Source organism: Streptomyces sp. NBC_01261 (genome assembly GCF_036226385.1).
Taxonomy (GTDB): domain Bacteria; phylum Actinomycetota; class Actinomycetes; order Streptomycetales; family Streptomycetaceae; genus Streptomyces.
Genome location: NZ_CP108463.1, coordinates 1,383,277 through 1,406,397 on the forward strand (window position 1 = coordinate 1,383,277; position 23,121 = coordinate 1,406,397).

Below are 23,121 nucleotides of genomic sequence, written 5' to 3' on the forward strand. Positions count from 1 at the left end.
CCCCGGGGAAAGGCCAGTTGAGCCGCCCCGGTCACCCCCGAAGTACCCGACAGCCTCCCGCAACGCCGCGGGAGGAGGAGGACAGCCATGCCTCGAACACCCCGTAGATCCCGTTCCGTCCGCGCCCTCATGGGCGTGACCGTGGTGACCGCCGCCCTCCTGGGCACGGCGCTGACCGTCCCCGCCGCGCAGGCGGCCACCCCTACGCTGAGCGTCGACCTCGGCACCACCACCGGCGCGGTCATGCACGGAGCCAACGGCGCCCTGTACGGCCTCAGCGACGACGGAGTCCCCGGCGACAACCTGGTAACTCCCCTGCACATGACGTCCATCGCCCAGAAGGCACCGGACGGCACCCAGCATCCGAACGGTGACGCGCTGGTCGTCCAGCCGGAGTTCGCCCGCGGTGGCGGCGGCGACAACCTCATCTACATGCAGGACATCTACGCCTCGTGGCCGTACGAGAACCTCGGGCTGAGCGACTACCTCACCAAGGTCACCACGATGGTCACCAAGGTCGCGGCCCGCTCGGACGCGAGCACGTTCGTGTGGGTGCCGTTCAACGAGCCGGACGGCAACTGGTACACGGGGCTGGGTAGTTCGACGACCGCCACGTACAACAGCGCGCTCGCCGGCTTCGAGAGCGACTGGACGACGGTCTACAACAAGATCCGCTCGATCATCCCGAACGCCCGGATCGCCGGCCCGAACGAGACGCACTACGACGCCCGCCTGATGGGCGACTTCTACCCGTGGGCCAAGGCCAACAACGTCCTTCCGGACATGACCACTTGGCACGAGCTGGACCCGACCTCCCTCTCCAACTTCGAGGGCAACCTCGCCGCCTACCGCACCATCGAGACCAACGCCGGCATCAGCGCCCGCCCGGTCAACATCAACGAGTACGGCGACCGCCGCGACCTCTCCGTGCCGGGTCAGATGGTCCAGTGGATGTCCATGTTCGAGCGGAACAAGGTCTACGCCGACCAGGCGTACTGGGACATCGCGGGGAACCTGGACGGCAACGTCAGCCAGACCAACATCCCCAACGGCGACTGGTGGCTGCTGCGTTGGTACGCGGGCCTCACCGGCCAGACCACCAAGGTGACCCCGCCGCAGGCCAACGTCACCGACACGCTCCAGGGCATCGCGTCCCTCGACACCGGCCGCAAGCAGGCGCAGGTGCTCCTCGGCGGCGGCACCTCCGGCTCGGCGAACACGGTCGTCAAGAACATACCGTCGTCGTTCGGCAGCACCGTCAACGTCTCGGTGGAGCGCACCGCTTGGAGCGGCTACGAGGGTGCCGGTCCCGCGCCGACCGTGCTGGCCCGCAGCACGTACACGGTCGCCTCCGACGGCAGCATCACCGTCCCGCTGACCGGTCTCGACCCGATGTCGGCCTACCGCATCGTCGTCAACCCGGCCGGCACCGGCACGCCCACCGCCGCGAGCGCCCCGGCGACGGCGTCGTACGAGGCCGAGAGCGCGACCATCACCGACGGCACCGTCTACACCCAGGGCAGCGTCACCAACGCCTACGGGTACGCCACTTCGGGCACCAAGGACGTCGGCAGCCTCAACCAGTCGGACAGCAAGGTCGCCTTCACCGTCACCGCCCCGACCACGGGCACGTACAACCTGAACGTCTTCTACGGCAACCAGTCCGGCGGCCCGGCGACCCAGACCCTCACGGTCGACGGCGGCTCCTCCCAGACGGTCACCTACACGCCGACCCTGAACTGGACCTACCGCTCCACGGCGAGCGCCTCCGTCTCCCTCACGGCGGGCACGCACACGATCACCCTGGCCAAGGGCACGAACGAGGTCACCCTCGACAAGATCGACCTCACCCCGGCCTCCAGCGCGGACACGTCGTACCCGGCCACGTACGCGGACATCACGGGCTCGCCGACCTACAACTACACCGCGTCCGGCACGACCGGCGCCGGTGCGCTGGCCCTGACCTCGGGCACCTCCGCCGCCTTCGACGTCTACGCGCCGACCGACGGCTACTACACCGTCCACACCGACTACTCCTCCAACGGGTCCGGCACCCTCACTCTGGACGGCGCGACCGCCGTCACGCTGGCCTCCACGAGCGGCACGCTCACGGACAAGAGCTCACGGCTGTACCTGTCGGCGGGCAACAACCGCATCACGGCGGCCACTTCGGGCTCCACCACGCTGACCGTGCGCGATCTGCGGGTGGCCGCGAGCGGTGACACCACGGGCGTCTCCGCCTACGAGGCCGAGAGCGCGACCCTCGCGGGAACCGCCGTCGCCACCTCGGACAGCTGGGCCTCGGGCGGCAAGTACGTCGGCTATGTCGGCAACGGCTCGGCCAACACGCTCACCTTCCAGGTGACCGCGGCCGGCGCCGGGCGGTACGTCATGAACGTCCGCTACGCCAACGACCAGGTCTCCGGCTCCGGGAACTACAACACCAACGTCGTCTCCCGGGCGGCCCAGATCTCCGTCAACGGCGGCACCGCGCAGACCATCATGTTCCGCAACAACTACAGCTGGTCCAGCTACTGGGACCTGCCCGTCCCGGTGACCCTCACGGCCGGCACCAACACGATCAGCTTCGCCAACGCGAGCGCCTACGCACCCAACATCGACCGCGTCACGGTCGCGCCGGTCTCCGGCTGACCGACAACTCCGGTCGGGGCCCGGGCACTTGTGCCGGGACCCGACCGGGGGTTCCATCCCAGAGATTTATTCTGCACCGCATTCGACAGCCCGAACAGCGACTGACATATCGAACAGAAGGGCGGCCCGGTGGTGAACGCCGAGAACAGCGAACACACCCATCCCGACACCTACGTCATCGGAGTCGACTACGGGACGCTGTCCGGACGGGCCGTGGTGGTCCGTGTCGCCGACGGCGCCGAACTGGCCGTCGCCGAGCACCCGTACACCCACGCCGTCCTCGACCGGACCCTCCCCGACGGCACCCCGCTGCCGCCCGACTGGGCGCTCCAGGTCCCCGCCGACTACATCGACGTCCTGCGCGTCGCCGTACCCGAGGCACTGGCCCGCTCCGGCGTACGACCGGACCAAGTCGTCGGTATCGGCACCGACTTCACCGCCTGCACGGTACTCCCGGTCCTCGCCGACGGCACGCCCCTGTGCGAACTCCCCGACCTCACCGGCCGCCCGCACGCCTACGTCAAACTCTGGCGCCACCACGCCGCACAGGCCCAGGCCGACCGCATCACCGAGCTGGCCGACGCCCGCAAGGAACCCTGGCTCCAGCGCTACGGCGGCAAGATCTCCTCGGAGTGGGAGTTCGCCAAGGCCCTGCAACTGCTCGAAGAGGACCCGGAACTCTACGAGTTGACCGAGCGCTGGATCGAGGCCGCCGACTGGATCGTGTGGCGGCTCAGCGGCGCCTACGTCCGCAACGCCTGCACCGCCGGGTACAAGGGCCAGCTCCAGGACGGCAGTTACCCCTCCCCCGACTACCTGGCCGCGCTCAGCCCCGCCTTCGCCGGCTTCGTGACCGACAAGCTGGACCAGCCGATCGGCCAACTCGGCGACCGAGCCGGTGGGTTGACGGCGGAGGCAGCCGCGTGGACGGGCCTGCCCGAAGGCATCGCCGTGTGCGTCGGGAACGTCGACGCACACGTGACGGCGCCCGCGGCCACCGCCGTCGAACCGGGCCGGATGGTCGCCATCATGGGCACCTCCACCTGCCATGTGATGAGCAGCGACCAGTGGGCCGAAGTGCCCGGCATGTGCGGGGTGGTCGAAGGCGGCATCCTCCCGGGACTCTGGGGCTACGAGGCCGGGCAGAGCGGCGTCGGCGACATCTTCGGCTGGTTCGTGCGCACCGCCTTCCCCGCCACCTACGCGGAGGAGGCCGCCGCGCTCGGCCGCGATCCGCACGAACACCTCACCGCCCTGGCATCCGAACAGGGGGTGGGCCAGCACGGGTTGATCGCGCTGGACTGGCAGAGCGGCAACCGCAGTGTGCTCGTCGACCACGACCTCAGCGGTGTCGTGGTGGGCCTGACCCTGTCCACCCGCCCCGAGGAGATCTACCGCGCCCTGCTGGAGGCCACCGCCTTCGGCACTCGCACCATCATCGAGGCGTTCGAGACGTCCGGCGTGCCGGTGCGCGAACTGATCGTCGCGGGCGGGCTGATGAAGAACCCGCTGCTGATGCAGATCTACGCCGACGTCACCCGGCTCCCCTTCGGCGTCATCGACTCGGCGCAGGGTCCGGCGCTGGGCGCGGCGATGCACGCGGCGGTCGCGGCCGGCGTGTACCCGGACATCCGGGCCGCCGCCCACGCCATGGCCAAGGCCCGCCCTGCCGTGTACCAGCCGGACCCCGAGCGGGCCGCCGCGTACGACCGGCTCTACGCCGAATACCGGCTCCTGCACGACTACTTCGGGCGCGGCGCCAACGAGGTCATGCACCGGCTGCGCCACCTCCGCGCCGAGGCCTCCGCCTGAGCGGCACACCTCCCCCACCCGGTGGTCAACTCCCTTTGAAAGGCACTCTCATGGACAGCAACGCCACGCCCTACCCCGACCAGGAGATCTGGTTTCTCACCGGCAGCCAGGGCCTGTACGGCGACGACATCCTGCACCAGGTCGCCGAACAGTCCCGGAGCATCTCCGAGATCCTCGGCGGCCCGGGGAAGATCCCGGTCAAGATCGTGTGGAAGCCGGTGCTCACCGACGCGGACGCGATCCGCCGGCTGTGCCAGGAGGCGAGCACCTCCGACATCTGCGTGGGCGTGATCGTGTGGATGCACACGTTCTCCCCGGCCAAGATGTGGATCGCCGGACTCAGCGCCCTTGACCGGCCGTTGCTGCATCTGCACACCCAGTACAACCTGTCGCTGCCCTGGCCCAGCATCGACATGGACTTCATGAACCTCAACCAGGCCGCCCACGGCGACCGGGAGTTCGGGCACATCGAGTCCCGGCTCGGCATCGAACGCAAGATCGTGGCCGGTCACGCCACCGACCCGAGGGTCGTGCGCCGGGTGGCGGCCTGGGCCCGTGCCGCCGTCGGCCGGCACGCCTCACGCAGCCTGCGCCTGGCCCGCTTCGGCGACAACATGCGCGATGTCGCCGTGACCGAGGGCGACAAGGTGGAGGCCCAACTGCGGTTCGGCTACTCGGTGAACACGTACGCGGTCAACGATCTGGTGGCCGTCGTGGACGAGGTCGAGGACAAGGAGGCCGCCGAACTCGCGGCCGAGTACGTCGAGTCGTACGACGTCGTTGCGGCGCTGCGCCCCGGCGGCATCCGCCACGACTCCCTGCTCTACGCGGCCCGCCAGGAGATCGGGTTGCGCACCTTCCTCACCGAGGGCGGCTTCACCGCGTTCACCACCAACTTCGAAGACCTGGGCGGGCTGCGCCAGTTGCCCGGTCTCGCCGTCCAGCGCCTGATGGCCGACGGTTACGGTTTCGGCGGCGAGGGCGACTGGAAGACCTCGGCGCTGCTGCGCACGATGAAGGTCATGGGTGCCGGCCGGCCCGGCGGCACCAGCTTCATGGAGGACTACACCTACCACCTCGGCCCCGGCACCCCGCGCATCCTCGGCGCCCACATGCTGGAGGTCTGCCCCACCATCGCCGACGGCCGCCCCAGCTGCGAGATCCACCCCCTGTCCATCGGCGACCGCGAGGACCCGGTCCGCCTGGTCTTCAACGCGGCCCCCGGACCCGCCGTGGTCGTCGGCCTGTCCGACCTCGGCGACCGCTTCCGGCTGACCGCGAACACCGTCGACGTCGTCACCCCGAGCGAGCCCCTGCGCCGGCTGCCGGTGGCCCGGGCCGTGTGGAAGCCGCGCCCCTCACTCGCGGAGTCCGCCGAGAGCTGGCTGCTGGCCGGTGCCCCGCACCACACCGTGCTCAGCTCGGCCGTCGACACCGAGACCCTGACCGACTACGCCGCCATGGCCGGCGTGGAGCTGCTGACCATCGACGAGACCACCAGCACCGGGTACCTCGCCAAGGAGATCCGCTGGAACGCCGCCTACCACCGGCTCGCCCAGGCCCTCTGACACCCGTGATCCTGATCGATCTGCAAGGAGACGCCCGATGACCGCGCGAGTCCGTGACGGCCTGCGGCAAGAGGTACTGGACGCCAACCTGACCATCCCCCAGGCCGGACTGGCCACTTTGACCTGGGGCAATGTGAGCGGCGTCGACCGTGAGGCGGGAGTGTTCGTCATCAAGCCCTCGGGGGTCCGCTACGAGGACCTCGCCCTCGACGATCTGGTGACCGTCCGGCTGTCCGACGGCAAGGTGGTCGAGGGCGACCTGCGCCCCTCCACCGACACCGAGACCCACCGCTGCCTCTACCTCGCCTTCCCGTCCGTCGGCGGTGTCACCCACACCCACTCCACCCGCGCGGTGGCCTTCGCCCAGGCCCGCCGTGACATACCGGTGCTGGGCACCACCCACGCCGACACCTTCAACGGGCCGGTCCCGTGCACCCCGGACCTCACGGCCGACCAGTGCGCCAAGGACTACGAGTACAACACCGGCCGGGTGATCGTCGACCTGCTGGAGAGCGACGACCGGCGGGCGAGCGAGGTCCCGGCCGCGCTCGTCGCCAACCACGGCCCCTTCACCTGGGGCGCGACCGCCCGCACCTCCCTGGAACACGCGATCATCTGCGAGGCCGTAGCCGACATGGCCATCAACACCCTGGCCCTGTCCCCGACGGCCCCGCCGCCCCCGCACCTGCTGGCCCGGCACTACACCCGCAAGCACGGCCCCGACGCCTACTACGGCAACCCGGCACCCGCTCCCGGCGTCTGACCGGATGCCACAGCCACCCTGGTCGCTCAGGGCGCGACGGTCGGTCCGTCCGGGTGGCTGTGGCGTTGCTCGACCATCTCGCGGGTCAGGGCCTCGGTCTCCGGTTCGGGCAGCCGCTCGAAACCGTCCTCGGTGATGACCGAGACGATGGGGAAGATACGGCGGTTGATGTCCGGGCCGCCGGTGGCCGAGTCGTCGTCGGCCGCGTCGTACAGGGCCTGAAGTGCGGCGAGGGCCGCGTCACGCCGGGACATGTCCTTGTGGAACAGCTTCTTCAGAGAGCCTCTGGCGTACGGGGAGCCGGAGCCCTCGGCGTGGAAGTCCGGCTTCTCGTAGGTGCCGCCGACGACGTCGAAGGTGAAGATACGGCCCTTGGCACCTTCGGGAGCCGCGGGGTCGTAGCCGACCAGGAGCGGTACGACGGCGAGGCCCTGCATGGCCTGGCCGAGGTTCTGGCGGATCAGTCCCGCGAGGCGGGTGGCCTTCGCGTTGAGGGTCATCGGGATGCCCTCGATCTTCTCGAAGTGCGTCAGCTCGACCTGGTACAGCTTCACCATGTCGACGGCGAGCCCGACCGTACCGGCGAAGGCGACCGCGGTGTAGTCGTCCGCGGGGTGCACCTTCTCCAGGTCGCGCTGCGCGATGACGTTGCCCATGGTGGCCCTGCGGTCGCCGGCGATCAGCACGCCGTCGCGGTAGGAGAGGGCCAACACCGTGGTGCCGTGCGGGAATTGGTCGGCGCCGGCGCGGACGCCCTCCGGTAGGGGACGGCGGGTCGGCAGCAGTGCGGGCCGGTGTGCCGACAGGAACTCGGCGAAGGACGAGGTCCCGGGGGTGAAGAACTCGTCCGCCAACCGGCCGCTCATTTCATTCAACCGGCCGCTCATTTCATTCTCCGCCATACAACTCCCCCTCGCCCGCGGACAGATATCGGAAGTCCTACCTGAACCGACCGGACGGGAAACGCGGTTGAGGTCAGAGTGCCTTGCGCCGGACCAGCACCCCGAGCACCAACAGGCCCGGGATCAGCGGCAGCCACACGGTGAGCAGCCGGTAGCCGAGGACGACGGAGGCAGCGGCCGACGCCGTGGTCCCCGACTCGGTGAGCGCGAAGACCAGCGCGGCGTCGAGGGAACCGATGCCGCCCGGGGTCGGCAGCAGGGCGGCGGCGCTGCTGGCGGCGAGGTACAGCAGCGCAACCCGGGCCGGGGACAAGGGCAGTTCGACGGCCTGGGTGACACAGATCAGCACCAGGCAGTTCAGCGCGGCGAAGGCCAGCGAGCCGCCCCACAGGGCAGCCGCCCGGTGCGGCCGGACGTGCACGGCCCGGATGTCGGTCAGCACCGTGCCGAGGGCGCGCCGACACCGGGGCCAGAGCGGGCAGTTGAGCAGCACGGCGACGAGGACGACGACCGCGAGGACGACGCCCACGATCCCCACGGAGATGTCCGGGACACGCAGCACCCCGGGACAGACCGCGGCGAGAACGCCGATGAGCACGATCCGGACGGCCACGCCGGCGGTCGCCTTCACGGCGAGAGCGCTGGCCGAGCGACCGACCGGCAGCCCGCAGCGCATCAGGAACCGCAGATTGACGGCACCGGCGCCGAGCCCGGCGGGCAGCACATGGTTGGCGGCCGAAGCGGCGAGCTGCGAGGCCACCAGCCTTTTGCCGGGCAGCCGTTGGGGCACGGCACCCTGCTGAGCGACCGCCGAGGACACCCACGTCCCGAGCGCGGCCGTCGCGGCCACGAGCAACCACCCCTGATCGGCGACGGCCAGCCGCCCGGCCCCGCTCGCGAGCACGGGCCAGTGCCGCCGCACCATACAGACGACGGCGACCAGGACAACGAGGGTCAACGCGGTCTGCCAGTACGCGTGCCGGCGGCGGCGAGTGGTGGGGGCGGGGTTCGTCGTCGGTGTGGAGGCGGGCGGTGCCGTCATGCGCCGCCACCGTCCACCGTGGCCGGGGCGACGCCGAGACCGAGCGCGCCATAGCGCCAGACGTGCCCGCGCATCGCCGTCGACACAGAGGCGGACCCTGCCGTCATGCCCCTGCAGACCGTCCCCGGCGCCGGAACGACACGGAAGCCGAGCGCGCCATAGCGCCAGACGTGCCCGCCCATTGTCGTCGACACAGAGACGGACCCTGCCGTCATGCCCCTGCAGACCGTCCCCGGCGCCGGAACGACACGGAGGCCAAGCGCGTCGTAGCGGCAGACGTGCCCGCCCATTGTCGTCGGGGCAGAAGCGAGCCGTGCCGTCATCCGTCGTCACCGCCCTCCGTGTTCGGGGCAACGCGGAGGTCGAGCCCGCCGTGGCGGTGGGCGGGCCAGTCGCGGGCGTAGGCGGGTGGGCGGCTGCCGGCCGGGGTGATGTCGGCGACGGGCATGTGGCGGGCCGTGCGGTCGAGGGTCGTCCGGGACGTGTTGGCGTTGTGGCCCCCGGTCGCGGCGGAGGCGCAGCCCGTGTAGAAGGCGATCGGGATGGCGTCCTGGCCGGTGAGCAGGCAGGGCTTGCGTACGCCGAGGCGATGGAGTTCGGCGGCGGTACGCGACCAGTCGCGGTGCTGGGTGTTCGTGCGGTCCACCGTCCGTTCCAGGACGGCGAGTTGGATCGCCAGATGCCCGGCGAGGCCGATCGCGAGCAGGGTCGCCGCGACCGGGCGCCCTGCTCCGGTCGGTCTGGTGACCAGGTGGATCAGCGCGTCGGCGACCGGGATCGCCACCAGCGCGTAGGCGGGCAGGAGGAAGCGGGGAGCCGCGTACCCGATCATGAACAGGTACGGGAAGGCGGCCGTCGCGGCGCAGGCGAGGGGGACGAGGGTGGCCGCCGTGCGCCGCGCGCGGATCGCGACGACCAGTCCGACGACGGCGAGTACGGGCAGCACGAGCCACCAGACGTCGACCGCCGGGTTGGGCATCTCCCCCGTGCACGGGCGGCACAGCGCGCGTCCGCCCAGGCTGCGCAGTTGGTCGACGACCGCGACATGCCAGCCGAGTCCGCCCTCGATGGCCGAGGCCTCGTGCAGCCGCTGTGTCAGGCCGCCGTAACTGACGTACGCCTCGATCACCCACTCCAGGGCACCGGACGCGAGCCCGGCGAGGAGGGCGACGAGGAGGCGCCAGTGGCGGACGGCGACGAGGAACGCCAGCAACGGCAGCGTCACCCAGACCGCGTCGGTCGGGCGCATCCACGCCATCAGGGACGCGCTCGCCACCAGGCCCCACAGGGCGGCCCGGTCGGAGCGGTCGGCCCGGGCGCGCAGGCAGCAGCCCGCCGCGGCGAGCGCGCCCACGGCGACCCAGTAGTTGGGCATGGCCTGGATGCCGTAGAGGAGGGTCACCCAGAGGGAGGCGAAGAGGGCGCCTGCCAGGGCGAGTACGCGGACCGGGAAGAGGCCGCGCCAGGCGCGGAGCGCGAGGAGGAGGGCCAGGCCGGAGAGGGCGGCGAGGTAGACGCGCAGGAGGGTGGTGGACGAGGACCAGGACGTGATGGGGGCGACCAGGAGCGAGATGCCGCGGGCCCGGGGCGCGCTGAAGAAGGCGGCGGGGGCGTGTGCGCTGAGCTGGCTGACGTAGACGGTCTCGTCCCAGCCGAGGCCCAACCCGGGTCGTACGAGGACCAGTTGGGCGAGGGTGAAGGCCCCTGCCACGGCCGCGAGCGGGTACTCCGAGCGGCGGGACGCGGTCGGCGGTCCGAGCCGTCGCGTCCCGGCGAGTGTGGCGTACGCGCTGCCGGACATTGCCCACCCCTCCCCCTACAGTTTGTAGGGTTTCCTGCACCCTACAGCCAGTGGTTCTGAAGGCGGGAGCCAGGGAAAACATGGACAAACTACCTCGCGACCGACGGGACTGCGGCCTGTGATTCAGCCAAGCGACTGACGGCCCCGCCCGCCGTACGGCTCCTCAATGGATGCTCGCGCTCTCCCGGTCCGCTTCCGGGGCGAAGCCGTAGGTGTCCTTCCCAGCGGTCGATTGCCCTGATCGCGTGCGTCGTTGATCGCTGCTCGCAGCCGCAGCCATGTCGGATCCGCCGCCGTCGCGGTGGTCGCAGTCGCCGGATCGTCCGATTCCCAGGTGCGCGGCATGCCTACGTCTCCTACGTCCCGCACGGCTTCGTCGCCACCTGGACCGGCGACGGCACACCGGCAGCGGACTACGGCACCCAGCTCTCCGCCGACGCCGACCCGGTGCGGACCGCCACGATGGGCCTGCGCATCCACCGCAGGACGGCCCGCCGCGAGGCCAAGGACCGGCTGCGGTTCCTCCCGATGCACCTCGCGCTGGAGGGCTACCTGGCACTGCACTTCGGCGGCCCGACGGTCGCCTGGGAGGAATGGTCGCAGCGCGCGATCCGCCAAGGCCTCTCCCCGCGCGTCGAGGAGGCCTACGCGGGTGCCGAAGTGCGCGGTCTCGCCGACGCGTTGCGCGTCTTCGAGATCCACCCCGGCCAGTGCGGCGTACTTGTCCACGTCTCGGACGCGTTGGCCGCCGTGTTCGTGGTCCCGCATCCCGAGGACTACCGGGCGCTGCACTCGTCGCTCCTTCAGGACCTGTACGGGGAACTGATCCACCACTACGCCCTGTTGATGCCGCCGGTACAGGACTTCCGGGCCCGCATCCCCGACGCGGGGATCCGTTCCCTGGCCGGTCTGCGCACGGCGGTCGCCGAACAGGAGCGCGGCTGGGCGCGGTTCCACGACACCACCATGGCGGCCGAGTTGCTGGAGCAGGAGCACACCTGGCGGTCGGTCCACCGGATGGGGCGTTTCACCCTCTCCCGCTTCCTGCCGCGGTTCCGTCCCAAGCAGGGCAACCACATCGGCGAGGCCATCACCGACGACAGGGGCCGGATCACCTACCTCAAGACGTTCCGCCTGTCGGAGGGCCAGGTCCGCCGCGGCCATCTCCTCAGCAGACTCGCCGCCCACGACTGGCACCTGGCGGACACCGCGGCCGAACTCGGCCTCACTGCCGATCAGTTGGGCCTACGGCTGGACTCCGCCGGTTTCGGCTTCCTGCTCCGCCAGGATGTCCTGGACGGATACCGGAAGCAGCACCGAACCTGAGGCCACCGGGGGCAATCTCGCCTTCCACGCCCAAGTCGCCTCAGGCCGACGGGACTTCAGCGACGACCGACGTCCGGAACCGCTCGCAGGACCCAGCCGGTCCAGGAGCACGTCCGCATAGGCCGCGAGGAAGGGCGTGTGGGGTGCGGGGGAACGGGTGACCAGTCCGGAGAGCTTGACGGCCACATTGGGGCGACGGCCCAGTCTGCCCATGAAGGCAGCCCACGGGGCCAGGGCGTCCGGTCCCGGAGAGAAATTTGATGGACACCGAGAACTCGCCGTCGGCATCCCAACCCGCCCAAGACATCAGGTGGATTCGCGGACGACGAGTCGGCAGGGAACGCTGTGCAGTCCGCGCGACGGCTCGGAGTCGATGGCGTCCAGCAGGAGCAGCGCGGCCCGTCGGCCGACCTCCGAGAGGTCCGTGTCGATCGTGGTGAGGGGCGGGCGGGAGGCCAGGGCCATCACGTCCCAGTTGTCGTACCCCACGATCGACACGCTGCCGGGGACGTCGAGGCCGTTCTCGCGCAGCGCGTCGGCGACGCCTCTGGCGATCTGGTCGTTGCCGCAGAAGAAGGCGTCCGTGTCCGGTGCGGTGCGCAGGACCGCTTCGGCGGCGCGGCGGCCCCACGCCTCACTCCATTCCCCGAAGTGGACGCGGCCGGTGGCGAGTTCGATGGCGGAGTGCTTGAGCAGGTCGAGGGTGTGGTGGGCGCGGTCACGGGCGGCGGCGTGGTGGGCCGGGCCGGTGATGTGCGCGATCCGGGTGCGGCCGGTGGCCAGCAGGTGCTCGATGGCCAGTTGGGCTCCGCTCCGGTCGTCGGACACGACGGAGATGTCGTCCGGGTCGGTGGACGGCGAGAGCGCGTAGACCGTCGGGATCGGTTCGATGCCCTTCAGCGGCGGACGCGGGTCGGTCCTCCGGCCGGTCACGATGATGCCGTCCACCCGGCGGTCCATGAGATTGCGCAGGTGGTGCTGCTCGCGGATGGCATCGCCGCGGGTGTCGCACAGCAGCACGGAGATCTTTCCGGCGCCGAGCGCGTCCTCGGCCCCGAGGAGGACGGGCGTGCTGAAGCGACCGATGCCGTCCGTCGTCATCAGCCCGACGGTCCAGCTGCGGCCGGTGTGCAGGCTCTGCGCCTGCTGATTGGGCCGGAAGTCGAGTTCCTCGACGGCGTCCAGGACGCGCTGCCGGGTCTCCGGGCGCATGCTCCCGCTGCCGTTCAGCGCCTTTGAGGCCGTCCCGACACTGACACCGGCCAGCTTGGCCACGTCGGCGAGCTTCGCCCGCCCGGTGGGCGGAAGACTTGGAACGGCGGTCACACGCAACCCTTTTCCTGGACGATATCGGCACCAGCATCCTGACACCGTTCGCGACAGCTGACCAGCCCCGGACAGGCGAAGAGATTGTTTGCGCAGACCTCTTGACGCGCACTCGGTCCCGTTCCTACCTTTCCCGGCAGAAAAACGTTTTCCTAAACCGGTTCGAGAGACGGAGCCACGCCCGTCCGACCTCAGGGACGCCCTGACGCACTTCGCGCGTCGGGTCCCCGTCCTGCCTCCCACCTACCTCTCCGGAGAACCATGCCCCGCCCACGTTCCACCGCGCTTTCCCCGGCCCCGGCCTCGTCCGAACAGGCAGGCGCGTCCACCGGGCCGGTCCGCCTCGGACCGGGCGCCAAGGCGGCACTCGCGCCCGCCGCGGTCGAGGTGCGCGCCGGCTTCTGGAGCACCCGCCGCGAGGTGAACGCGCGTGTCTCGCTCCCGCAGGGTCCCGAGCTGCTGGAGTCGGCGGGGAATCTGCACAACCTGCGGCTGGCGGCGGGCTCGATCGAGGGCGAGTTCCGGGGCGCGTACCCGTTCGTGGACACGGACATCTACAAGTGGCTGGAAGCCGCCTCCTGGCAGCTCGCCCAACAGCCAGACAGCGAACTGGAGTTGGAGGTCGACCGGATCGTCGCCCTGGTCGCCGGCGCGCAGCGGCCCGACGGCTACCTGAACACGTGGTTCCAGCTGGTCAAGGGAGGCGAGCGGTACAAGGACCTGCGCTGGGGCCACGAGTTGTACTGCGCCGGTCATCTCATCCAGGCGGCCGTCGCCCACCACCGGGCCACCGGTAGGCCCCAACTCCTGGACGTGGCGTGCGCGTTCGCCGACCACATCGACTCCGTGTTCGGCCTGCCCGGCAGCGGCAAGGAGATCGACGGCATCGACGGCCACCCCGAGGTCGAGACCGCCCTGGTCGAGCTGTACCGGGAGACCGGCGAGCGCCGCTACCTCGATCTGGCCGGCTACTTCGTCGACCGTTTCGGCCACGGTCTGCTGGGCGGCGAGGCGTACTGCCAGGACCGGGTGCCACTGCGCGAGGCGGACACCGTGGAGGGCCACGCCGTACGGCAATTGTACCTGCTGGCAGCCGCCGCCGATCTGGCGACCGAGACCGGTGACGCCGAACTCCGGGCCGCGGGCGAGCGGTTGTGGCAGGCGATGACCGCCACCAAGACCCACCTCACCGGCGGCCTCGGCGCGCACCACGACGAGGAGGACTTCGGTGACCCGTACGAACTCCCCAACGAACGTGCCTACTGCGAGACGTGCGCCGCCATCGCCTCCGTCCAGTGGAGCTGGCGCCTGGCCCTGCTCACCGGCGAGGCCCGCTACTCCGACCTGATCGAACGCACCCTGTACAACGGCTTCCTGGCCGGGGGGTCCCTGGACGGCGAGCGCTGGCTGTACGTCAACCCGCTCCAGGTCCGCGACGGCCACACCGACCCCGGCGGCGACCAGTCGGCCCGCCGCACCCGCTGGTTCCGCTGCGCCTGCTGCCCGCCGAACGTGATGCGGCTGCTGGCCTCGCTGGAGCACTACCTCGCGTCCGGTGACGAACAGGGCCTGCAGATCCACCAGTTCACCACCGGCCACTACTCCTACGGCGAGATGTCCGTCCGCGCCGAGACCGACTACCCCTGGCACGGCACGATCGCCCTCACCGTCGAGGACACCCCCGACCGGCCGTGGACCCTGTCCCTGCGCGTCCCGCAGTGGTGCCGTGAATTCCGGGTGCGCGTCGGGGAGTTGACATACGACCAGACGGACGCGCCGGTCGAGGACGGATGGCTGCGACTCGAACGGACCTGGGCGCGGGGCGACTCGGTCGTCCTGGAGCTGGTGCTCGAACCCCGGCTGACCGCCGCCGACCCGCGGGTGGACGCCGTGCGCGGCTGTGCGGCGATCGAGCGCGGACCGCTCGTGTACTGCCTGGAGCAGGTGGACGTCCCCGGCGGCGGTCTGGACGACATCGTCCTCGACCCCACCCGCCCGCTCGCCGTGAAGCACCGCCCGGACCTGCTCGGCGGGGTCACCACCGTCGTCGCCGCCGGGTACCGCAGGCGCCTTGCGGACGACGGGAGTTGGTGGCCGTACCGGGCTCCCGCACCCGACGCCGCACCGACCGGCGACTCGGTCGAGCTCACCGCGATCCCCTACTACGCGTGGGCCAACCGGCAGGACGGCGGCATGCGCGTCTGGCTGCCCACCTCCTGAGCCCTCCGCACCCACCCCCTGACTCCCTCCTCCGAGCCGCACCAAGACAACGAGGTCACCGTGAGAAACACCCGCCGCACCCTCCTCACCGCCATAGCCGCCGTCGGCGCGCTCACCTCTGTCGCCGCCTGCGGGGGCGGCTCCGACTCCTCCGCGTCCGGTTCCGGGAAGGCCGGCGGGACGTACAACTTCTGGGACCCGTACCCGCAGTTCGACGCCTCCTCGGCGTGGGGCAAGCTCGTCACCAAGTGCGGCACGGATGCCGGGGTCAAGGTCAAGCGCACCAGCATGGACACCACGGACCTCGGCAACAAGGCGCTGCTCGCCGCCCAGCAGGGCAACGCCCCCGACGTGATGCTGGTGGACAACCCGGTCGTCTCCACGCTCGTGGAGGCGGGGATCCTCAACAAGACCAGCGACCTCGGCCTCGACACCTCGTCGATCCAGAAGAACATCCTCGGCGCGGGCGTCATCGACAACGCCTCCTACGGGGTACCGATCGGCGCCAACACCCTCGCGCTCTACTACAACAGGAAGATCCTGACCGCGGCCCACGTCGACCCCGCGTCCGTCAAGGACTGGGCCTCCCTCACCGCCGCACTGGAAAAGGTCAAGGCCGCGGGCAAGAAGGGCATCACCTTCTCCGCGATCAACACGGAGGAGGGCAGCTTCCAGTTCCTGCCGTGGTTCTGGGGCGCGGGCGGCGACCTCACCAAGCTCGACTCGGACAAGGGTGTCGCCGCGCTGTCGCTGTGGAAGCGGTGGGTCGACGGCGGATACGCGCCGAAGGACGTGCTGCAGAACACCCAGACCACCAGCTGGCAGGAGTTCGCCACCGGCGACTACGCGTTCAGCGAGAACGGCACCTGGCAGCTCGGCAACGCGGACAAGGCCGGCTTCGCCTACGGCGTCCTCAACATCCCCGGGCAGAACGGCGGTTCGGCGCCGGTGCCGACCGGCGGCGAGTTCGTCACCGTCCCGGTGCAGAAGGACTCCTCCCGCTACGACGTCAGCAAGAAGATCGTCACCTGTCTGACGAACCCGACGAACCTGCTGACCACCGACACGACCCTGACGTACGTGGCGCCCACCGCTCAGGTGCAGGCCCAACAGGTCAAGCAGAACCCCGAGTTGAAGCCGTGGGTCGGCGCGGTGGCCGCGGCGCGCGGCCGTACCAGCGGCGGTCTGGGCACCAAGTACCCGACGATCTCCCAGCCGTTGTGGACCGCCGTGCAGAACGCCCTGTCCGGCGGCAAGAGCCCGCAGGCGGCCCTCGACGCCGCCCAGACGGCCGCGAGCAAGGGCTGACACCGGCCTCCGCGCTTCTCCGGACACCGCACCGCCACCGCCGGGACACCGCCGCCGGCCCGGACACGCCACCCGCATCCAGGAGTACCCATGACCATCGCCCGCGTCGACCGCCGCGCGCAGCGGTCCCCGGCCGGGTCCGGGGCGACCGGCACCGGACAACGGACGGACGCGTCGGACCTGCGGCGCCGGCAGCGTCGTAGGAGCCGGCTCACAGCGCTGGCCTTCATCGCCCCGCTGCTCGGCTACCTCGCCGCCTTCTACCTCTATCCGCTCTACCGCAACCTCGACCTGAGCCTGCGCGACTACACCGTCCGGTCGTTCGTGCAGGGGGACGCGCCCTTCTCCGGCCTCGACAACTTCAGGACCGTCCTGGACGACCCCACGTTCGGCCCCGCGATGCGCCACACCCTGGTCTTCACCTTCGCGTCGATCGCGTTCCAGTACGTGGCCGGACTCGCCCTCGCGGTCTTCTTCAACCGGCACTTCCGGCTCGCCGGGACCCTGCGCGCCCTGTTCCTGATCCCCTGGCTGCTGCCGCTGATCGTGTCGGCGTCGACCTGGTCGTGGATGTTCAACAGCGAGTCCGGTGTCATCGACTACGCCCTGCACCTGGTGGGCGTGTCCCCGGTGGACTGGCTCAACTCGCCGGACTGGGCGCTGACTTCGGTCGTCATCGCGAACATCTGGATCGGCATCCCGTTCAACCTCGTCATCCTCTACAGCGGGCTGCAGAACATCCCCGGCGAGCTGTACGAGGCCGCTTCCCTGGACGGGGCCGGCGCCTGGCAGCAGTTCCGCCGCATCACCTTCCCGCTGCTGCGTCCGGTGTCGGCGATCACCCTGCTCCTCGGACTCGTCTACACGCTCAAGGTGTTCGACCTGATCTGGATCATGACCAAGGGCGGTCCGGGTGACGCGTCGTCCACCCTCGCGACCTGGTCGTACCAGCTCGGCTTCGGCACGCTGCTGCCGAAGTTCGGCCCCGGCGCCGCCGTCGGCAACATCCTCATCCTCATCGCGCTCGTCTTCGGCCTGCTGTACATCCGCGTCCAGAGGAGGCAGGAAGCGTGAAGTCCCGTACGGGAAAGCGCCGTTACACCGTCATCGGCGTCCTGCTGACCGCGCTGATGCTGTTCCCGGTGTACTGGATGATCAACGTGTCCCTCACCCCGCAGCAGGACATGCGCAAGACCCCGCCCGACCTGCTGCCCCTGCACCCCACCTTCGAGGGCTACCGGGCCGTCCTGAACGACCAGTTGCCCTACCTCGGCACCAGCCTCCTCATCGGCCTCGGCACGGTCGCCCTGACCCTGGTCCTCGCCGCCCCGGCCGGCTTCGCCCTGGCCAGACTGCGCCCCCTGGGCGGCGGAACCCTCGGACTCGCCCTGCTGGTCGCCCAGATGATCCCGGGCATCGTCATGGCGATGGGCTTCTACGGCGTCTTCCTCGACCTCGGCCTGCTCAACTCCTGGTGGGGGCTGATCGTCGCGGACTCCACCATCGCCGTGCCGTTCGGCGTGATGATCTTCACGGCCTTCATGTCGGGCATCCCCGGCGAACTCATCTCCGCGGCCCGCATCGACGGCGCTGGCACCTGGCGCACCTTCCGGTCCGTCGTACTCCCGGTCAGCCGCAACGCGGTGGTCACCGTGTCGCTCTTCAGCTTCCTGTGGGCCTGGTCCGACTTCGTCTTCGCCAACACCCTCGACGGCGGCGGCGATCTGCGGCCGATCACCCTCGGCATCTACAAGTACATCGGCAACAACAACCAGGAGTGGAACGCGATCATGGCCACCGCCGTCGTCGCGTCGATCCCGGCGGCCGTCCTGCTCGTCCTCGCCCAGCGCTACGTGGCCGCGGGCGTGACCGCCGGCGCGGTCAAGGACTGATCCACGGTGCAGGCAGCCCCGCGTCAACCGGTCGGGCGGGGCCGCGGACCGCCGATGCCTCCCCGAGCCACCTCCGCACCGCATCGCAACTCCCCGCACCGCCCTTGGCAAGTCCCCATTCCTCAGGAGAGCCGCTGATGTCATACCTGAGCCACCGACACCGCTCCAGAGCGCCCCTGGGCCGCCTCGGTGCCACCGTGACGGCCACCGCCCTGGCCGCCACCGCCCTCGTCCTGACGGGCACCCCCGCCCAGGCCACCCCCACGTCCGCAACCACCTTGGTCGTCGACGCCGCGCAGACCCTGCGGTCCGTCACCCACGTCGGCACGGGCAGCCTCTACGGCCTCGCCAGTGCGAGCACCCCCGGCGACAGCCTCGTACAGGCCCTGAAACCCCACACGTTCGTCCAGATGGCTCCCGGCGGCAGCCAACTCCCCAACGGAGAGCCCGCGCCCGCGGGCGACGCCCTGCTCGTCGCCCCGAAGGCCGCGGCCGCGGGGGCCGAGGTCGTCGTACGGATGCCGGACTGGTATCCGAACTTCCCCTACCAGTGGGTGAGTTGGAGCAACTGGCTCTCGGCGGTCGACCAGCAGGTAGCCGCGGTGAAGTCCTCCGGCGCCACCAACATCGGCGCGTACGAACTGTGGAACGAGCCGGACTGGACCTGGGACACCACCAACGCGGGCGCCTTCGACGCCGGTTGGGCCCGCACGTTCAAGGAGGTCCGCACCAAGGACACCACGACCCCGATCCAGGGACCGAGTCACTCGGTGTGGAACCAGTCGTGGATGACCACGTTCCTCACCGACGCGAAGGCCAGCGGTACGGTCCCCGACGTCATCGCCTGGCACGAGTTGCAGGGCAGCTCGGGTATCGCCGCCCATGTCGCGGCCTACCGCTCGCTGGAGAGCAGCCTCGGCATCAGCCCACGCCCGATCGACATCGAGGAGTACGGCACGCCCGCGGAAATGGGCAACTCGGGTGCCCTCATCGGCTACGCCGCCAAGTTCGAGCGCGCGGGCGTCCGCGACGCCGAGCTGGCCTTCTGGAACCACTACGGCACCCTCGGCGACACTCTGACCGACACCGGCGGCTCGCCCAACGGCTCCTACTGGACGTACAAGTGGTACGGCGACATGTCCGGGAACATGCTCACCACCACACCGCCCGCACAGACCGGCATCGACGGTCTCGCCTCCCTCACCAGCGCGGGCAACCGGATCAGCGTCATCGCCGGCGGCTGCACCGGCTCCTGCGCCGTCACGGTCAACGGGCTCTCGTCCCTGTCGGCCTACGGCAGCACGGTCCACGTCAAGCTGGAGTACAGCCCCGCCACGGGCCGCACCACCGCTTCCCCGGGCCCGATCACCGTCTCCGACGCGGACTACGCCGTCTCGAACGGCTCGATCACCGTGCCGGTCACGATGAACGCCGCCGACGGCTACCACCTGACGATCACCCCCAGCGGCACCTCGACCTCCCTGGCCGGGCGCTACCAGATCACCAACAAGAACAGCGGCCTCGCCCTGGACACCCTCAACGCGGCCACCGCACAAGGCACTTCGGTCGTCCAGGCCACGTCCACCACCGGCACCGACCAGAACTGGACCCTCGTGGCCGCGGGTCAGGGCCTCTACAAGATCGTCAACCAGAAGAGCGGCCTGCTCCTCGGCATCACCGGCGCGGGCACCGGCAACGGCGGAACCACCCTGATCTGGGGCGACAACGGCACCGCCGACCACCTCTGGCAGATCGTCCCGGCCCGCGACGGCTACGCCAAGATCGCCAACTACAACAGCGGCCTCCTCCTCGGCGTCGACCAGATGAGCACCGCCTCCGGCGCCCAGGTCCTGCAATGGTCCGACAACGGCACCGCCGACCATTTGTGGAAACTCACCTCACGGTGAGGTAGCCGGGAAGGGTCCCGCGTTGGTCGTCCACGGCGAACGCGGGAAAACCTCACCAACCGGCACATCGCCGAAGAGCCTGGTCAGAGCGCCAACACCAGGCACGTCAGGCCCTACAGGCTGTAAGGTGAGCGCCATGTCTGGCAGAGACCCGCAGGTCCGGGCGGCGCGGCGCGGCGCCGGTGAGCTGGAGAGCGAGGTCCTCGCCTCCTTGTGGGCGACCGACCGCCCCCTGACACCGGCCGAGATCCAGGCCGGAATCGACGGCCCGCTCGCCTACAACACCGTGCACACGATCCTCAAGCGGCTCTACGACAAGGGGCTCGTCCTGCGTGACGCCGACGGGCGGCGCGGTACGTACCGGCCGGCGAAGAACGCGGCCGAGCTGACCGCCGAGGCGATGCACGAGGCGCTGGACCGGGGCCCGGATCCGATCGGCGCGCTCCAGCAGTTCGTGAGCGGACTGAGCCCCGAGGAGGAGCGGGCTCTGCGCGATCTCCTGGCCGGGGGCGCACGGTGAGGCGGCTCGGCGAGGGACGGACTGCGCCTTGAGCGGAGCCCGTCGGCCGTCAGCGTCCGCGGGGCTTGCCGCGCTTGGTTCCCTTGGCGCCGCCGGAGGAGCCGCGAGGGTTCTTGCCGGTGTTTTTGGTCCTACCGGTCGCCTTTCCGGCGGCCGGCTTGCGGCGCGCCGGGGTTTCGGTGCGCTTGGCCTTCGTCTTCGGCTGAGGGGGCGTCGGAGTGCGGCCCCGCGTGCTGTTGACCGTGCGACCGCGGACGATACCGATGAAGTCCTCGACCAGTTCCGTGGTCGCGTCCTCGGGCCAGGAGAGGGCGACGTCCGACTGGGGGGCGTCGACGACGGTCCGGTAGGTGAGGTCCTTGCGGTGGTGGAGCCGGGCCAGGGACTGGGGGACGTAGAGGATGCCGATGCCGGACGCCACGTGTTCGACGGCGTCCTCGGTGGTGGCGGGACGCTCGAACGCGGGCTCCCCCGGCGGCTGTTCCCAGTCGAGGACGTCGTCGAGGGGGTGGAGGACCACCTCGTCGGCGAGTTCGTCGAGGGACACCTCTTCGGCCGCCGTCACGACATGGTCGTTCGGGGCCACGACCACGGTCGCCTCGGTGTAGAGGGCGATCGCGCTGAAGACCTCACGGTCGACCGGCAGCCGTACGAGTCCGGCGTCGGCCTCGCCGCGCCGCAGCACATCGGACACCTCGGCGGACGGGACCGGTACGAGGACGAGGGGGACGTCGGGCAGGCGCTCGTTCCAGATCCGCACCCACTTGGCGGGCGTCACCCCGGGGACGTACGCGAGCCGGAACGAGGGGGATGCTTCCGAGCCTGTCACCCCGCAAGGTTACCCGCCGTGGTCGGAGGTCTCGAACGCGGTCGATACTCTTGACGGTATGAAGTCGCACCAGACCGCCCAGACCATGAAGCCCGCCACGGCGGCGAAGAAGCTGGGTGTGTACCTAGAGGCCACCCCCGCCGAGTTCCAGAAGGCCGAGGTCTCCCGCACCGAGCTGAACGAACTGCAGGCCAACCCGCCCGAGTGGCTGCGCGAGCTGCGCGCCAACGGCCCGCACCCGCGCCCGGTCGTCGCGGCCAGGCTCGGCGTCTCCATCGCCGGTCTCGCCCGCGGCGGGGTCACCGAGCCCCTCACCACCGAGCAGATCGAGGCGCTGAAGAAGGACGGCCCCGAGTGGCTGGAGAAGGAGCGTGCCACGCAGGCCGAGGTCCGCAAGGAAGCCGAGCGGATCAAGAACAAGAAGAGCGCCGAGAACGCCGACAACGACTGACGGCCTCGCACCCAGGGAGACGCGCACGGTGACGGACGGCCCGGCCGGCACGGGAAAACCCCCGGCGATGTACCGCAAGGTCGCGGCCGACCTCGGCCGCGAGATCGGCGAGGGCCGCTACGGCTCCGGCGGCCGGCTTCCCGCCGAGGGCGAACTCGCCGAGCGGTACGGCGTCTCGCGGGGCACGGTCCGCCAGGCGATGGCCCTCCTGCGCACCGAGGGCCTGATCGCCTCCCGGCGCGGCACCCGCCGGGTCGTGATCGGCTCGCCCCGCCCGCAGAGCTTCGGCGAACTCCTCAGCTTCACCCGCTGGGCCCGTTCCACGGGCGAGGAACCCGGCGCCCGGACCGTCACCGTGGAGACCCGCCCCGCCGACACGGCCGAGCGGGACCAACTGCGCCTGCCCGCAGGGGCGGAGATCTACGAGGTACGGCGGCTGCGCACGCTCTCGGGACGACCCGTGATGGTCGAGCGGACCGTATATCCGTCGGCCGTGGGCGAGTTGATCGCCGAGCTGCCGCCGGACACCGTGTCGCACACCGTGGCCCTGGAGGAGTCGGGCGTGCTGATCGCGGACGCCCAGCACACCATCGACCTGTGCCGGGCCGACGAGGAGGACGCCCGCCTGCTCGGCTGCCGACCCGGCGACCCGCTGCTGCGCGAGCGCCGGTGCAGTACGGATCCGGCGGGCACACCGGTCGAATGGTCCGAGGACCGGTACCTTCCCGAGACCGTGGCGTTCACCGTCCACAGCTCGGCCGCCTCCGGCTCACTGGCCCGCCGCCCGGCCGACGACGCCTGA

The 23,121-nt window shown here is 70.6% G+C and carries 18 protein-coding genes; 13 read left to right on the forward strand and 5 right to left on the reverse strand.

Going from position 1 to position 23,121, the window contains the following annotated elements; translation table 11 throughout:
• The first annotated feature begins 87 nt into the window (after nt 1-87).
• From OG226_RS06080 to araD, 4 genes are all read left to right on the forward strand, one after another.
• Nucleotides 88-2,652: a CBM35 domain-containing protein gene (locus tag OG226_RS06080; RefSeq protein WP_329348221.1), complete on the forward strand. Its 2,565-nt coding sequence runs from the start codon at nt 88-90 to the stop codon at nt 2,650-2,652.
• 129 nt (nt 2,653-2,781) lie between these two features.
• A complete protein-coding gene (gene araB / locus OG226_RS06085; protein ID WP_329348222.1) occupies nt 2,782-4,464 on the forward strand; it encodes a ribulokinase in 1,683 nt (560 codons plus the stop codon).
• Nucleotides 4,465-4,514: 50 nt separating this feature from the next.
• The gene (araA, locus tag OG226_RS06090; protein ID WP_329348223.1) at nt 4,515-6,032 is read left to right on the forward strand and encodes an L-arabinose isomerase; all 1,518 of its coding nucleotides are present in this window, start codon (nt 4,515-4,517) and stop codon (nt 6,030-6,032) included.
• A 37-nt stretch (nt 6,033-6,069) separates the two neighbouring features.
• Entirely contained in the window at nt 6,070-6,795 is a 726-nt protein-coding gene (gene araD / locus OG226_RS06095) for an L-ribulose-5-phosphate 4-epimerase AraD (RefSeq protein WP_329348224.1), read from the forward strand.
• A gap of 26 nt (nt 6,796-6,821) precedes the next feature.
• Here the strand turns inward: araD and prcB are convergent, their stop codons facing one another.
• The 3 genes from prcB to OG226_RS06110 form a co-directional block, all read right to left on the reverse strand.
• Nucleotides 6,822-7,697 (reverse strand): proteasome subunit beta, encoded by an 876-nt coding sequence (gene prcB / locus OG226_RS06100; RefSeq protein WP_443066869.1) that lies wholly within the window; start codon nt 7,695-7,697, stop codon nt 6,822-6,824.
• Between the two features lie 73 nt (nt 7,698-7,770).
• Nucleotides 7,771-8,739 (reverse strand): lysylphosphatidylglycerol synthase transmembrane domain-containing protein, encoded by a 969-nt coding sequence (locus OG226_RS06105; protein ID WP_329348225.1) that lies wholly within the window; start codon nt 8,737-8,739, stop codon nt 7,771-7,773.
• Between the two features lie 319 nt (nt 8,740-9,058).
• Nucleotides 9,059-10,540: a hypothetical protein gene (locus OG226_RS06110; RefSeq protein WP_328675672.1), complete on the reverse strand. Its 1,482-nt coding sequence runs from the start codon at nt 10,538-10,540 to the stop codon at nt 9,059-9,061.
• A gap of 318 nt (nt 10,541-10,858) precedes the next feature.
• Here OG226_RS06110 and OG226_RS06115 point away from each other — a divergent pair, with 318 nt between their 5' ends.
• Nucleotides 10,859-11,866, forward strand: coding sequence for an ARPP-2 domain-containing protein (locus OG226_RS06115; protein ID WP_443066985.1), 1,008 nt, complete (start codon nt 10,859-10,861; stop codon nt 11,864-11,866).
• 306 nt (nt 11,867-12,172) lie between these two features.
• Here OG226_RS06115 and OG226_RS06120 read toward each other — a convergent pair whose 3' ends face one another.
• Complete coding sequence (locus OG226_RS06120) at nt 12,173-13,192, reverse strand: LacI family DNA-binding transcriptional regulator (protein ID WP_328675673.1); 1,020 nt, start codon at nt 13,190-13,192, stop codon at nt 12,173-12,175.
• 261 nt (nt 13,193-13,453) lie between these two features.
• Here OG226_RS06120 and OG226_RS06125 point away from each other — a divergent pair, with 261 nt between their 5' ends.
• From OG226_RS06125 to OG226_RS06150, 6 genes are all read left to right on the forward strand, one after another.
• Entirely contained in the window at nt 13,454-15,412 is a 1,959-nt protein-coding gene (locus OG226_RS06125) for a glycoside hydrolase family 127 protein (RefSeq protein ID WP_329348227.1), read from the forward strand.
• 60 nt (nt 15,413-15,472) lie between these two features.
• Nucleotides 15,473-16,720 carry a sugar ABC transporter substrate-binding protein gene (locus tag OG226_RS06130; RefSeq protein ID WP_329348228.1) on the forward strand — a complete coding sequence of 416 codons (1,248 nt, stop codon included), beginning with the start codon at nt 15,473-15,475 and terminating at the stop codon, nt 16,718-16,720.
• Between the two features lie 90 nt (nt 16,721-16,810).
• Entirely contained in the window at nt 16,811-17,794 is a 984-nt protein-coding gene (locus tag OG226_RS06135) for a carbohydrate ABC transporter permease (protein ID WP_328675676.1), read from the forward strand.
• On the forward strand, nt 17,791-18,612 hold the full coding sequence (locus OG226_RS06140) for a carbohydrate ABC transporter permease (RefSeq protein WP_329348229.1): 822 nt from the start codon (nt 17,791-17,793) through the stop codon (nt 18,610-18,612). The genes OG226_RS06135 and OG226_RS06140 overlap by 4 nt, the downstream gene beginning before the upstream one ends.
• A 137-nt stretch (nt 18,613-18,749) precedes the next feature.
• Complete coding sequence (locus tag OG226_RS06145) at nt 18,750-20,519, forward strand: RICIN domain-containing protein (protein WP_329348230.1); 1,770 nt, start codon at nt 18,750-18,752, stop codon at nt 20,517-20,519.
• Nucleotides 20,520-20,655: 136 nt separating this feature from the next.
• Entirely contained in the window at nt 20,656-21,039 is a 384-nt protein-coding gene (locus OG226_RS06150) for a BlaI/MecI/CopY family transcriptional regulator (protein ID WP_329348231.1), read from the forward strand.
• Between the two features lie 49 nt (nt 21,040-21,088).
• Here the strand turns inward: OG226_RS06150 and OG226_RS06155 are convergent, their stop codons facing one another.
• Nucleotides 21,089-21,868 carry a LysR family transcriptional regulator substrate-binding protein gene (locus tag OG226_RS06155; RefSeq protein ID WP_329348232.1) on the reverse strand — a complete coding sequence of 260 codons (780 nt, stop codon included), beginning with the start codon at nt 21,866-21,868 and terminating at the stop codon, nt 21,089-21,091.
• A 58-nt stretch (nt 21,869-21,926) separates the two neighbouring features.
• On the opposite strand from OG226_RS06155, the gene OG226_RS06160 reads away from it, so the two are divergent.
• Together OG226_RS06160 and OG226_RS06165 are read left to right on the forward strand one after the other, a co-directional pair.
• On the forward strand, nt 21,927-22,319 hold the full coding sequence (locus tag OG226_RS06160; RefSeq protein WP_328675695.1) for a DUF5997 family protein: 393 nt from the start codon (nt 21,927-21,929) through the stop codon (nt 22,317-22,319).
• A 28-nt stretch (nt 22,320-22,347) separates the two neighbouring features.
• Nucleotides 22,348-23,121: a GntR family transcriptional regulator gene (locus OG226_RS06165; protein WP_329348233.1), complete on the forward strand. Its 774-nt coding sequence runs from the start codon at nt 22,348-22,350 to the stop codon at nt 23,119-23,121.

Bases quoted from the DNA above. Each gene is read 5' to 3' on its own strand.
- OG226_RS06080 (WP_329348221.1), top strand. From the start codon at position 88: ATGCCTCGAACACCCCGTAGATCCCGTTCCGTCCGCGCCCTCATGGGC.
- araA (WP_329348223.1), top strand. From the start codon at position 4,515: ATGGACAGCAACGCCACGCCCTACCCCGACCAGGAGATCTGGTTTCTC.
- araD (WP_329348224.1), top strand. From the start codon at position 6,070: ATGACCGCGCGAGTCCGTGACGGCCTGCGGCAAGAGGTACTGGACGCC.
- prcB (WP_443066869.1), bottom strand. From the start codon at position 7,697: ATGGCGGAGAATGAAATGAGCGGCCGGTTGAATGAAATGAGCGGCCGG.
- OG226_RS06105 (WP_329348225.1), bottom strand. From the start codon at position 8,739: ATGACGGCACCGCCCGCCTCCACACCGACGACGAACCCCGCCCCCACC.
- OG226_RS06110 (WP_328675672.1), bottom strand. From the start codon at position 10,540: ATGTCCGGCAGCGCGTACGCCACACTCGCCGGGACGCGACGGCTCGGA.
- OG226_RS06125 (WP_329348227.1), top strand. From the start codon at position 13,454: ATGCCCCGCCCACGTTCCACCGCGCTTTCCCCGGCCCCGGCCTCGTCC.
- OG226_RS06135 (WP_328675676.1), top strand. From the start codon at position 16,811: ATGACCATCGCCCGCGTCGACCGCCGCGCGCAGCGGTCCCCGGCCGGG.
- OG226_RS06145 (WP_329348230.1), top strand. From the start codon at position 18,750: ATGTCATACCTGAGCCACCGACACCGCTCCAGAGCGCCCCTGGGCCGC.
- OG226_RS06150 (WP_329348231.1), top strand. From the start codon at position 20,656: ATGTCTGGCAGAGACCCGCAGGTCCGGGCGGCGCGGCGCGGCGCCGGT.
- OG226_RS06160 (WP_328675695.1), top strand. From the start codon at position 21,927: ATGAAGTCGCACCAGACCGCCCAGACCATGAAGCCCGCCACGGCGGCG.